We start from the raw sequence: 10,558 nt of genomic DNA on the forward strand, positions 1-10,558 counted from the left end.
CCGGACCCGTGCCGTATGGAGCGGTTCAGCCAGAGGATAGCGGGCCGCCTCCCGGCAGGGGCCGGTGGACGCCCGGCCGTGTCCGGATCCGGCCCCGCGGTCTCGGGCGGCCGCGGTGGCCGAAATGGCGGTGGACCGCTGGACCGACGCCGGCGGGGCGCCGGCTGCGGCCGGGCCGGAAATGCGCTGGGGGGCGGCCGCAAGTGCGGTCGCCCCCCAGCGTGGACAGGGTTTCCCGGTCAGGCCCAGCGGGCCTCGGGGCGGGTCCTGCCGTTGTCGTCGGTCACGAGCGCCCAGCTGAGCAGCGGGCGGTCGGATGGGGTTGCCTCCGCGGTGGCCTGCGGTGCCGCAGGCGCCGGGGCGGCGCTCTGCGCGCGGACGCTGCTGCGCCGTTGGGCGCTGCGCGTGCGGCGGCGGTTCGGCGCGGTACGGCTGGTCTGCGGCGCCGGGCTTACCGAGTGGTTCATTGCGGCACCTCCCTCGTTCTTCGCTATGAGGGTTTTAGTTAACCATCCGTTCACCTTGGAGTCAACCTAGGTTTCTTTTGCGGTCCGGGTGTTCGCAGGTTCCGCGGGGGTTCTCAACAGGAGCGATGCTCGTTAGGTGAACAAACGGTGAACGAGAGTCGACGAGTGGGGGTGGTCACTCGTTCCGGACACCCGGTCCGGCCCGGACCGGCCGCACGGCCCGGTCACCTGGCCGTCCGGATGAACCCCTCCGATGCAGCCGCCGCGGCGCGGGGCAAACGCCGAGGGGCCCGGCCGCAACCGCGACCGGGCCCCTCGGCGTTCCCGGTTCCCTCGAATCCGGGCGACCGCTCACACGGTCGGCCACCGGACGCGCCGACCGGGGCGGCGCAATGTCATTCGTTCGGGTCCTTGAAGATCAGCCCGACGACCTCAAGGTAGAGCTGTTCCGGGTACGGCACGAAGTGGATCCGGCTCAGTGCCTGGTCCTGACCGGCCGACTCCATGACGAAGGTCCCGTAGCCGAGGAACCGCCCCAGGATGGTGCGCTCGAAGCGCATGTCGGTGACCTTGCCCAGCGGCATCATGTTGACCTGGCGGGTGATGAGCCCCTGGGTGAGCAGCAGGCGCTGCGACGTGATGACGAAGTAGTCGACCGACCACTCGGCGACGCGCCAGACGAACCAGACGAGAATCAGCAGCCACACCCACCAGATCACCGCCAGCGCCGTTGCGCTGCCGGCAATGGGGGTGTTGCTCAGGATGCCCGCGAAGATGAGCGAGCCGAGCACGGCCGCGACAGGTCCGATCAGCACGGCCGGGTGCCGCCGGATGGTGACGACATCCTGTTCGTAGGGCAGTAGGTAGCGATTGACCGATGCCGGTGCCCGGTTCGGCGGCGCGACGAGCCTCATGGCCGGGTGACCCCTATGCGCTCAGGGTGTTCACGAATCGGGACAGTGATTCGGCGGCCGACATGAGCCCGCCGACGCCTGTCTGGATGACTCCGGCGGCGCTTTCCGGCTGAGTGAGTAGATAGAACGCGACGAAAGCGATGAGGGCATACCCCAGCCACTTCTTCAACCTCGCCATGACCGACTCCCCACGAATGCTGGTGACCCACTGACCCAAGGTGATTCTTACACCGACATACGGGCCCGTAAAGCCAGATGCCGGTTTCCGGCGTGGCGTTCACTCTGGGTGCTGTGGCCCAGGGCATACCGGCAGCCAGTGGTTCAGCGGCGTTCGGCGAATGCCAGAGCGAGAACCTGCAGGTGCTGGCGCGCGATGCGCTCGATGAGCTCGGGGGTGGCCCGACCGGTGACGTCCAGAGCGCCCTGACGCGCCGCATCCACACATCTGGTGACGGTCGCCGTGTCGTGGACACCGGCGAACTCGGAGTTCAGGCGGTCGACGACGGGGGAGAGGTCGCGCGGCTCGGTGGTCTGCGTGGTGGTCTTCTCGGGCATCTCACTCCTTCGAGGGAAAAGGGTGACCGGTTGCGCTGTGTACCCGTATACAGGCGCTTCGTAACCGTCCTCGGGGTCAAGATAGTGGGTCGCGGTTGGGCCAATGGCCGGTCAGCAGGCGGTTGGCGGGGCAGGCGAGGGGGTGGTCGGTTGCGTGTGCTCGGTGGGACGGAAGTGGCTGCGCACCATGATCGCGCCTTTGTGTCACGACTCCATATCAGTATGAATTCGGCCTACGTAAATCGACATTTCGTGCATGGTCAGAACGAAGGTGCCCCGCGGGAGGCGGAGCGGGAGTGGGTAAGTCTCCGCCGTCTTTCCCTGATTTCGGACGTCCAATCATCGTGATCTAGTTCGATACAAAAAAGCCGTACAACGTTGCGCAGTGGCGGAACCGGCACCGCGTGGCCCTGCCGACCGCCGCAGCGGTGCGCCGGATCCAGCGGCCCCGGAACAACCGCGGTCATGGGGTCAGACGCCCGAAACCCCGGCGGGGTTCGGTACCGGCTCAGACGGATCCGTACAAGCGGTCGCCGGCGTCGCCCAGGCCCGGCACGATGAAGCCCTTGTCGTTCAACCGTTCGTCGATGGCGGCCGTCACCACTTGCAGCGTCGCCGTGGTCTGCGCGCCCAGGTTTCCGGTCAGCGCCTGGAGACCCTCGGGGGCGGCCAGTAGGCAGATGGCGGTGACATGGTCGGCGCCGCGCTCCACGAGCAGGTTCAGCGCGGCGGCAAGAGTCCCGCCGGTGGCCAGCATCGGGTCGAGCACGTAGCACTGCCGGCCCGACAGGTCGTTGGGCAGCCGATCGGCGTAGGTGGCCGGCTGGAGCGTGTCCTCGTCCCGCGCCATCCCCAGGAACCCGACCTCGGCGGTGGGCAGCAGCCGGGTCATGCCGTCGAGCATGCCCAGCCCCGCACGCAGGATCGGCACGACCAGCGGCGTCGGCCGGGTGAGCTGCGCGCCGGTCATGGGCTCCAGCGGAGTCTGCACGGTCACGTCGGCCACGCGCACGTCGCGCGTCGCCTCGTAGGCGAGCAGCGTCACCAGCTCATCGGTCAGCCGGCGGAACGTCGGCGAGTCGGTACGCGCATCGCGCAGCGTTGTGAGCTTGTGCGCGACCAAGGGGTGGTCTACGACCAGGGTTTCCATTGAACACTCCGGTTGAGCTGGGCAAACGATGGGAAATCGGCGTCAGAGTCTATCCCCGCCGTACGGGCCGCCCACCCGGAGCGGTTTCGGCCGTCTCGGGTACCTAAAAGAGCAGCCGTAACCCAACCGCATCCGGCGTAGCGTTCTGCTTGGTGCCGGATGTCCGTTGTAATGGGAGCTGTGAGCGCCGACTTCTATCACGAGGCAGATTCCCTCTGGGGAAACCGGGCTGCGGGCGACCGCAGCCGCTACGATGACGCCGCACCGGACGATCTGCGATCCTGGCCTGATCACAGCCGGGCTGGTGGGGTGACGATGACGGAACGCGAACTGGGCGATGACGACGACGATGACGACGGCGAGGACTTCGCCGCGGTCGCATATCGCGAAGAGAACCACTGGGACGTCTACCTGCTCCCGGTCGCTCTTACCCAGGACTTCAAAGGCGTGCTGCACGCGCTGCGGCAGCAACCCAGCATCAGCGGCACGATCGGCTTACTGTCAATCGGCGACGACTTCTTCGTCATTGTGCGCGTCTACGGCGACGATGTGAGCGTGTTCCTGTCCGACGTTACGGCGTCGGTCGACTGGCAGGTGGCCCGCGACGTACTGGAGCACCTCGACATCGACGTGCCCGACGACGAGGACCTGGACCAGGTGCTGCCCGCCGGCGACATGTCCGTGCTCGCCGATCTCGGCTTGGAGGAAATGGAGCTCGGCGCACTCGCCGGCGATCTCGACCTGCACCCCGACGAAGTGCTGGCGAGCATCGCCGAGCGCATCGGATTCCAGCAGGGCTTCCAGCGTGCTGTGGACGCGATGGGGTAAGGGTTCCCCGGATCGATCATGGAGGCAGGCGGCCGCCCCCGGCCGGCCCCGCGCCCGCGAGAGAGGACTGGAGAGCGTGCGGTGTCGATCTTCTCAGCGGTCTTCTGCAGTGTTTCCGACGACTGGAGAGGCGTAGAGACGGAACTGGAGGACGCGGCCAGTATCGACGATGTCGCCGACCTCATGCGCGACGCGTGCGGGGCCGCCGCCGATGGGACCATGGTGCTGCTGATGGAGGCCGACGACGAGTGGTTCGCCGTCGTCCGCGTCGACGACCATGCCGATCCCCGCGTCTTCCTCTCCGATGCGCGGGTGGTCCACGACCACCCGATCGCGGCCCTGTTACTGGACAGCGGCGAGATCGAGGCGCCCGAACAGGTCGAGGGGACCGGGCAGAAGCCCTACCCGCAGCCCGGCGGCGACACCGGCCTGCTCGGCGACCTCGGCACGCCGGCCGGCGACCTCGTCTCGCTGACAACCAGCGAAGGCCTGCTGCCGGGCGATGTCCTGGCCGAGATCGCCGAACGCGCAGGATTCGGCGAGCCGCTGGACGCACTGCGGCTGTGACCAAAACCCCCCAACCCGGCAAGGGCCCGGCGCCCATGGACCGCACGCGGATCGACGCGGCCCTGCGCCGGGCCCTGGAGGAAAGCCGGCGCACCGCCGGCAGCGGCGACGTCCCCGTGGGCGCCGTCGTGCTGGAGGACTCCGGCGAGGTGATCGGCACCGGCTGGAACCGCCGCGAGGCCGACGCAGACCCCATCGCCCACGCCGAAGTCCTCGCCCTGCGCGCCGCCGCCCAGCACCGCGGCGAATGGCGGCTGAACGGCTGCACGCTGGCGGTGACCCTGGAACCGTGCACGATGTGCGCGGGCGCGCTTGTGCAGGCGCGGGTCGACCGCCTGATCTACGGAGCCCGCGATCCCAAGGCGGGCGCTGCCGGCTCCCTCTGGGACGTGGTGCGCGACCGCCGCCTCAACCACCGCCCCGAGGTGGTGCCGCCCGACCTTGTCTCGCCCCGGTTGGCCGAGCAGTGCGGAGCCGAGCTGAAAGAGTTCTTTGCACTCCGCCGAATCCGGTAGAGTAGCTCCCGGTGGAGTCGCCTAGTGGCCGATGGCGCTCGCCTCGAAAGCGAGTGTAGGGAGACCTACCGTGGGTTCGAATCCCACCTCCACCGCTCACGGCCGCCGCCTGCACAGGCATCCGGCGGCCCCGGCGCAGTCGCCAAGCCGACCGCCCCGACGCATGGCACATCAGTGCAGATGCACCGGGGCGGTCGGTTTTTTGGTTGGTTGAGTCATTGGCGGGTCTTTGGCGAGGCGGCCCCCTGGCGCATGCAGGCCCGCGCAGAACACCGCGCCACCCGGATGCGCCAGAGAGCCGTCCGGTTCGATCTGCGGCCCGATGCAGGTGAATAAGGCCGAGCCGCCGCTCCGCCGTCCGCCCGCACTGTAGCGGTCTGCCGACAGCTATTGGTCCACCACGTCTGCGGATCTCCGCAGACCAGAGTCATGAATCCACTAGTTCGGGAGAATCCTCCACTACGGCAAGCCGAGCCTGGAAGCGTTCTCTCGGGGTCGCTTGGCTGGCTTCGAATACGCCATCGAGGAACCGGCTGGCTGCGCTCAACAAGCCGTCGGTAACATGAAGTATAGACCAGTGCTTAATTTCGAATTCGAGCGCGAGGGCAAAACAGGATTCGCGATTGGAAAACTGACGTTCCATGAACGCGTGCAGATCACTCACGGAATCAAAAGACGGATCTCCCCATGCGGCCGCTTCGTCTTCCGTAAAGCAACTGTAGGCCCAAACCGAAGCACCCTCATGGGCACCGTCGATGGCGGTGAACAGGACGAACTTGCCGGCCGCCGAAAACACCCCGGCCAGGGGGAAATCGTACCCATACCAAATCTGCAGGTCTTCCGCGGTGCTGCTGGGGAGCCACGGAGCGTTGCCGCGCGCCACCAGGCAGTCCATGTTCATTAGTTCACCTCATCTCCTTGATACCCATCAAAGCATGCCGCAAAGTTATCCGCCACATCCCTTGGCCACGGAGTCTGCGGCCGCTCCAACGGGTCGTCATGCGGCCAGACCACGGAGACGTGCGACGGCCATGCCACCTGCCGGGGGTGTGTACGACGGCGAAACCCGCGTCGCGGAGGGTCCTTGCGTCTACGACTCTGAAGCTGGCCGTCTCGAACTCCTTCGGCCTGATAACCCTTCCCCTGCCAACATACGTAAGCATGTCGGCAAGAGTGATCTGATCATCTCTCTGCAGCAAGGACACATCGACCTCAGCTGGCAGATGGCCGCGCTCTCCGCGGGGTGCGGACAGGTACTTGTTCGGTTTCCAAGCTACCTGAGCCAGCACTGTCGGACCGCGGACACACAAATGCGGAGGTGGGCCGCAAGCGCAGAGACGGCTCCGGTACATGTCCATTGGGGAAAGCGCCGGGGTCATAAGGCGTGAGTCTAGACCGAGGATCCACACCACCTCAGCAGAACCGGACCGATTTCCGGTCCTTTCCACTGCAGTGTGGAGCGGTTGCCGGGAGTGCGGTGCCGTCGACTCTGCCAATCTCATATTGCTCAGCCGCTTATATGCCAAATTGAGGTATACGTGACCAAAGGGCGTGCAACTCCCCAAGTCCGCAGTTTCTGCCCGGTCCGTCCGGCCGGTGGCTGGCCCGCCGAAGAGTGAACCGGTCCCGCCACTGCCGAGAGCGCGTCATCGCTCTGCAGGCGGTCGAAGAGTGGACCTTGCGCAGCGGGCCGGGGGTTCCGCGGATCCGGCACCAGTAACCGCACCGGCGGCACCCTGCGGCCGTTCATGTCCGGGGACCGGGCGGTCTGCGGCCGCGCCGGATTCAGGCGGCGGCTGCGGGCCGGTGGCGGAGCGCTTCGCCGAGGTCGGCGTGGATCGGCATCACCCGGCCGATGCCGCAGATCTCCAGCACCCGGCGCACGTTCTGCTGCGGTGCGACGACGCAGATCCCGCGGCCGCGCGCCCGGGCTCGGCGGCGGACCCGAAGGAGTGCGTGGACGCCCGCGGAGTCGCAGAAGGTGGTCCCGGTCATGTCCACCACGAGGGTGCCGGTTCCCGAGGCGAGTAGCCCGGACATGCTCTCGACGAGGTCGTCGCGATTATGGATATCGATTTCGGTGGGCATCGCGGCGATGGTGTGCCGGTCGGTGAATCGGACCGGCGAAGTGAATGCTGTGCGCATGAGACGCCGTCTTCCCTTGCACGAGGCTGTGCGGAGGCCACTGGCCGGACCGTGCCGCCTTGCTGGTGGGCGGCCTGGCTCATGTTTACCAACCGGCTTGCCAACGCCGGGCAAACCATTGTTATGGATCGGCTATTCCGCTCATGTCGGGTACGCCACGATTTCGGGGTATGTAGAACGGCGCAGGATTTTCACGTTTGCAGCGCGGAAGCGAGGGGCAGCGAAAACATTGGGTCCGGAGGCGCGGCCCGAGGGTGCCCCCGCATACTCCGGCGATGGCGGGGACATCCGCACATGCGGAGGTCCCAACTAAGGAGGGGACCGGGCTTCCGGTCAGGTGACTATGAAACAACCCACGCAGATCCTCGCCAAGGTCGACTACATCGGACGCGGTGCGGTGGTCACCGTGCCGCAGAGCATTGAGTCCTGGCACAGTCGCTGCCTGCGCGAGCAGCTGCTCTGGCTCATCAATGAGCGCATCGATGAACTCGTGATCGACTTCACGCCCACACTGGCGTGCGCGCACGAGATGCGCGAGGTTCTGGAGCGGGTGCACACCCGCACCAAGGCGCGCGGCATCGACCTTTCGCTGGTGCTCTGCGCCGATTCACCGGCAGCCAATGCGCTGGAGGAATCGGGGCTGCCGCGCCTGCTGCGCACCCACGAAGTTCGGGCCGATGCCGAACAGCGGCTCGCAGACTCGGCCCCGCGGCCGGGCGGCGGGTCGGGCGCCGTGCCCCCTCCGCGGGGCCGCGGTTCGATCGCACAGGCCTCGTGAGAAGGCGGGCGGCCGACTCGCCGACCCACCGGTTGGCCGATTCAGCGACTCGTCCATTCACCGGTTTGTCGACAACGAAAGGTGCCCCCGGCCCGGCGGCCGGGGGCACCTGCCTGTGCGGGGGCCGTTCGGTGCGCAGCGCAGTCAGTTCTGGGCGCCCAAGTCCAGTGCGGTTCCGTACAGGCGCTGGACCCGGAGCCTGATCACGACGCGGCGTTCGGCGACGAACTGCTCCAGCAGCGCCGCCCTGTCCGCCGGAGCCGGCGGTTCGGGCAGCACGGACAGCAGTTCCGTTCCGACGGAGTCGCCCGGGGACGCTGTCTCGGCCGATATCTCTGCCTCGCCTTCGGCAACGGCAAAGGACCAGGGATCCGGGCCGACGTGCAGCGCCGCGCTGGGATTGCGGCGCAGCTGGCGGACCTTGAGCCGGTCGGCAGTGGAGGAGATGCGGACGAGGCGCTCGTCCGGATCCCACACGTAGGCCACGGTCGAGAGGTGCGGATGACCGGTGGACCGGACTGCGGCCAGCACACCGAAGTGCTGCGATCCGAGTAGCCGCGACAACTCCGGCTGGGTGAGGACACGCGGCGCGGGTCGGTGCTGATCGGGAGATTCGGACATGGCGGCAGACTAGCAAGGCGCCCCGTTGCAGATCCGTGGCCGCTCGCTCCCGCCGCCCGGTCGGGCGCGGGAGCCGGAGCGGGCCAAAGGGGTCGGCAACGACGAAGGCCCCGACCGCGCACCCGGTCGGGGCCTTCGTACTGCCTGCTAGAGGCGGCGGAGGATACGAGATTCGAACTCGTGAGGGGTTGCCCCCAACACGCTTTCCAAGCGTGCGCCCTAGGCCTCTAGGCGAATCCTCCGCGGACAACTCTACCGGACTCACCGGCGTGCTTCGACACGGTTCTGCACGGGCTCGCGGCCCCGCGCCCGTGCTCCGGCGGGGTGGCGTCCGGGCCGCGAACGGGCGGTCGGCCCGCGGCGGGCACGGGATCCGCATCGCGACCCGTCGCTGGGGCGCGGGCACCCGGTGGATCCGATAGAGTGGGAGGCAGACCCCTCGTGCGGCGTCACCTTACGAACCTCCCCAGGGCCGGAAGGCAGCAAGGATAAGTGAGCTCTGGCGGGTGCGCGGGGGGTCCTTTCTCTTTCCCGGCGCACCGCCCCGCCTCATCGGCTCCGCCCCGTGCGAACTGTCGCAGGTACAGGGTTCAATGGACTCGCGGACACCGGCGGGGGCGATCGGTCGCCCGGGTGGCCGCCAGTGCCGGTCCGCGGAGGGAGCAGTGAGCGCGCCGTGAGCATCGCGCTGTATCGCAAGTACCGCCCTGCGACGTTCGGCGAGGTTCGCGGGCAGGAGCATGTCACCGACCCGTTGCGCCAAGCGCTGCGCAACGGCCGCATCAACCACGCCTACTTGTTCAGTGGCCCGCGCGGCTGCGGCAAGACATCAAGCGCGCGCATTCTGGCCCGGTCCCTCAACTGCGACCAGGGCCCCACCCCCGACCCCTGCGGCACCTGCGAGTCCTGTGTTTCGCTCGCGCCCGACGGTCCCGGGAGCATCGACGTCATCGAGATCGACGCCGCCTCTCACGGCGGTGTCGACGACGCCCGCGACCTGCGCGAACGCGCCTTCTTCTCGCCGGTGAACTCCCGCTACAAGGTCTACATCATCGACGAAGCGCACATGGTGACCCGCGAGGGCTTCAATGCGCTGCTCAAACTCGTCGAGGAGCCGCCGCCGCACCTGAAGTTCGTCTTCGCCACCACCGAGCCCGACAAGGTCATCGGCACCATCCGGTCGCGCACCCACCACTACCCGTTCCGGCTGATCCCGCCGAGCACGCTGCGCGAGCTGATGGAGGAGATCCTCACCGGCGAGGGCGTCCCGTTCGACTCCGCTGCGCTGCCGCTGGTGGTGCGCGCCGGGGCGGGCTCGGCGCGCGACTCGCTGTCCATCCTGGACCAGCTCCTGGCCGGCTCCGACGAGAACGGCATCACGCGCGACGGCGCGGTGGCGCTGCTGGGCTACACCGACTCCACCCTGCTCGGCGATATGGTCGACGCGCTGGGCGGTGCCGACGGCGCAGCGGCGTTCGGCCTCATCGACCGGGTGATGGAGGGCGGCCACGACCCGCGCAGGTTCACCGCCGACCTGCTGGAGCGCACCCGCGACCTGGTCGTGCTGGCCGCCGTGCCCGACGCCCTGGAGAAAGGGCTGATCAACGTCGCGCCCGACGCCGTTGAGCGGATGCGCGAGCAGGCCGAGCGGATCGGCCCGGCCCGGCTCACCCGCGCCGCCGACATCCTCAACCAAGGGCTGACCGAGATGCGCGGCGCCACCTCGCCGCGCCTGCTGCTGGAACTGATGAGCGCCCGCATCCTGCTGCCCGGCGCCGCGCCCGGCGGCGACTCCGGCGCGCTGGTCGCCCGGCTGGAGCAGCTGGAACAGCGGATGGCGTCCGGGCAGATGGCGGCACCGCCCGCGGCTGCCGCTCAGCAGGCTCCCAGCGCACCGGCTGCTGCCCCTGCGGCGCAGTCGCCCCCGCAACGCCCGGCACCGGCGCCCGAACCGGCGGCCGGACCCGCGCCGGCCCCGGCCGCCCAGCCCGCCCAACCCGCCCCGGCGGCTCCCGCGG

General features: G+C 68.4%; 13 protein-coding genes, 2 tRNA genes and 1 other RNA gene. 7 read left to right on the forward strand and 9 right to left on the reverse strand.

From position 1 onward, the window contains the following. Positions 1 to 239: 239 nt before the first annotated feature. From ACYVD5_RS08895 to upp, 5 genes are all read right to left on the reverse strand, one after another. Positions 240 to 467 (reverse strand): hypothetical protein, encoded by a 228-nt coding sequence (locus ACYVD5_RS08895; protein ID WP_461000467.1) that lies wholly within the window; start codon positions 465 to 467, stop codon positions 240 to 242. A gap of 395 nt (positions 468 to 862) precedes the next feature. Beyond that, complete coding sequence (locus ACYVD5_RS08900; protein ID WP_461000468.1) at positions 863 to 1,381, reverse strand: PH domain-containing protein; 519 nt, start codon at positions 1,379 to 1,381, stop codon at positions 863 to 865. A gap of 13 nt (positions 1,382 to 1,394) precedes the next feature. Continuing rightward, positions 1,395 to 1,559, reverse strand: coding sequence for a hypothetical protein (locus ACYVD5_RS08905; RefSeq protein ID WP_179768322.1), 165 nt, complete (start codon positions 1,557 to 1,559; stop codon positions 1,395 to 1,397). Positions 1,560 to 1,702: 143 nt separating this feature from the next. Further along, complete coding sequence (locus ACYVD5_RS08910; protein WP_461000469.1) at positions 1,703 to 1,936, reverse strand: hypothetical protein; 234 nt, start codon at positions 1,934 to 1,936, stop codon at positions 1,703 to 1,705. A 508-nt stretch (positions 1,937 to 2,444) separates the two neighbouring features. Continuing rightward, positions 2,445 to 3,086, reverse strand: coding sequence for a uracil phosphoribosyltransferase (gene upp, locus ACYVD5_RS08915; RefSeq protein ID WP_461000470.1), 642 nt, complete (start codon positions 3,084 to 3,086; stop codon positions 2,445 to 2,447). A 315-nt stretch (positions 3,087 to 3,401) separates the two neighbouring features. Here upp and ACYVD5_RS08920 point away from each other — a divergent pair, with 315 nt between their 5' ends. The 4 genes from ACYVD5_RS08920 (at position 3,402) to ACYVD5_RS08935 (ending at position 5,091) form a co-directional block, all read left to right on the forward strand. Then, positions 3,402 to 3,914 carry a tRNA adenosine deaminase-associated protein gene (locus ACYVD5_RS08920; RefSeq protein WP_461000471.1) on the forward strand — a complete coding sequence of 171 codons (513 nt, stop codon included), beginning with the start codon at positions 3,402 to 3,404 and terminating at the stop codon, positions 3,912 to 3,914. Positions 3,915 to 3,995: 81 nt separating this feature from the next. After that, positions 3,996 to 4,481: a tRNA adenosine deaminase-associated protein gene (locus ACYVD5_RS08925; RefSeq protein WP_461000472.1), complete on the forward strand. Its 486-nt coding sequence runs from the start codon at positions 3,996 to 3,998 to the stop codon at positions 4,479 to 4,481. Between the two features lie 35 nt (positions 4,482 to 4,516). After that, a complete protein-coding gene (gene tadA / locus ACYVD5_RS08930; RefSeq protein WP_461000481.1) occupies positions 4,517 to 4,996 on the forward strand; it encodes a tRNA adenosine(34) deaminase TadA in 480 nt (159 codons plus the stop codon). A gap of 10 nt (positions 4,997 to 5,006) precedes the next feature. Beyond that, a tRNA-Ser gene (locus tag ACYVD5_RS08935) sits at positions 5,007 to 5,091 on the forward strand. A gap of 332 nt (positions 5,092 to 5,423) precedes the next feature. Here the strand turns inward: ACYVD5_RS08935 and ACYVD5_RS08940 are convergent. Together ACYVD5_RS08940 and ACYVD5_RS08945 are read right to left on the reverse strand one after the other, a co-directional pair. Further along, on the reverse strand, positions 5,424 to 5,897 hold the full coding sequence (locus ACYVD5_RS08940) for a hypothetical protein (RefSeq protein WP_461000473.1): 474 nt from the start codon (positions 5,895 to 5,897) through the stop codon (positions 5,424 to 5,426). 884 nt (positions 5,898 to 6,781) lie between these two features. Beyond that, positions 6,782 to 7,141, reverse strand: a complete 360-nt coding sequence (locus ACYVD5_RS08945; protein ID WP_461000474.1) for an STAS domain-containing protein — start codon at positions 7,139 to 7,141, stop codon at positions 6,782 to 6,784. Positions 7,142 to 7,484: 343 nt separating this feature from the next. Between ACYVD5_RS08945 and ACYVD5_RS08950 the strand changes: the two genes are divergently transcribed. Continuing rightward, positions 7,485 to 7,919: a hypothetical protein gene (locus ACYVD5_RS08950; protein ID WP_461000475.1), complete on the forward strand. Its 435-nt coding sequence runs from the start codon at positions 7,485 to 7,487 to the stop codon at positions 7,917 to 7,919. Positions 7,920 to 8,063: 144 nt separating this feature from the next. Here the strand turns inward: ACYVD5_RS08950 and ACYVD5_RS08955 are convergent, their stop codons facing one another. Beyond that, complete coding sequence (locus tag ACYVD5_RS08955) at positions 8,064 to 8,540, reverse strand: pyridoxamine 5'-phosphate oxidase family protein (RefSeq protein WP_461000476.1); 477 nt, start codon at positions 8,538 to 8,540, stop codon at positions 8,064 to 8,066. A gap of 157 nt (positions 8,541 to 8,697) precedes the next feature. Further along, positions 8,698 to 8,782 (reverse strand) — tRNA-Ser (locus tag ACYVD5_RS08960). A gap of 188 nt (positions 8,783 to 8,970) precedes the next feature. Here ACYVD5_RS08960 and ffs point away from each other — a divergent pair. Beyond that, positions 8,971 to 9,066: signal recognition particle sRNA small type (gene ffs / locus ACYVD5_RS08965), an RNA gene on the forward strand. 150 nt (positions 9,067 to 9,216) lie between these two features. After that, on the forward strand, positions 9,217 to 10,558 hold a 1,342-nt coding region (locus ACYVD5_RS08970), incomplete at its 3' end, for a DNA polymerase III subunit gamma and tau (protein WP_461000477.1).

It is taken from the genome of Streptomonospora sediminis (assembly GCF_054778995.1).

What these genes read in the sequence shown, in the direction of transcription:
- ACYVD5_RS08895 (WP_461000467.1), bottom strand. Translation starts at nt 467, where the DNA reads ATGAACCACTCGGTAAGCCCGGCGCCGCAGACCAGCCGTACCGCGCCG.
- ACYVD5_RS08900 (WP_461000468.1), bottom strand. Translation starts at nt 1,381, where the DNA reads ATGAGGCTCGTCGCGCCGCCGAACCGGGCACCGGCATCGGTCAATCGC.
- ACYVD5_RS08905 (WP_179768322.1), bottom strand. Translation starts at nt 1,559, where the DNA reads ATGGCGAGGTTGAAGAAGTGGCTGGGGTATGCCCTCATCGCTTTCGTC.
- ACYVD5_RS08910 (WP_461000469.1), bottom strand. Translation starts at nt 1,936, where the DNA reads ATGCCCGAGAAGACCACCACGCAGACCACCGAGCCGCGCGACCTCTCC.
- upp (WP_461000470.1), bottom strand. Translation starts at nt 3,086, where the DNA reads ATGGAAACCCTGGTCGTAGACCACCCCTTGGTCGCGCACAAGCTCACA.
- ACYVD5_RS08920 (WP_461000471.1), top strand. Translation starts at nt 3,402, where the DNA reads ATGACGGAACGCGAACTGGGCGATGACGACGACGATGACGACGGCGAG.
- tadA (WP_461000481.1), top strand. Translation starts at nt 4,517, where the DNA reads ATGGACCGCACGCGGATCGACGCGGCCCTGCGCCGGGCCCTGGAGGAA.
- ACYVD5_RS08940 (WP_461000473.1), bottom strand. Translation starts at nt 5,897, where the DNA reads ATGAACATGGACTGCCTGGTGGCGCGCGGCAACGCTCCGTGGCTCCCC.
- ACYVD5_RS08945 (WP_461000474.1), bottom strand. Translation starts at nt 7,141, where the DNA reads ATGCGCACAGCATTCACTTCGCCGGTCCGATTCACCGACCGGCACACC.
- ACYVD5_RS08950 (WP_461000475.1), top strand. Translation starts at nt 7,485, where the DNA reads ATGAAACAACCCACGCAGATCCTCGCCAAGGTCGACTACATCGGACGC.
- ACYVD5_RS08955 (WP_461000476.1), bottom strand. Translation starts at nt 8,540, where the DNA reads ATGTCCGAATCTCCCGATCAGCACCGACCCGCGCCGCGTGTCCTCACC.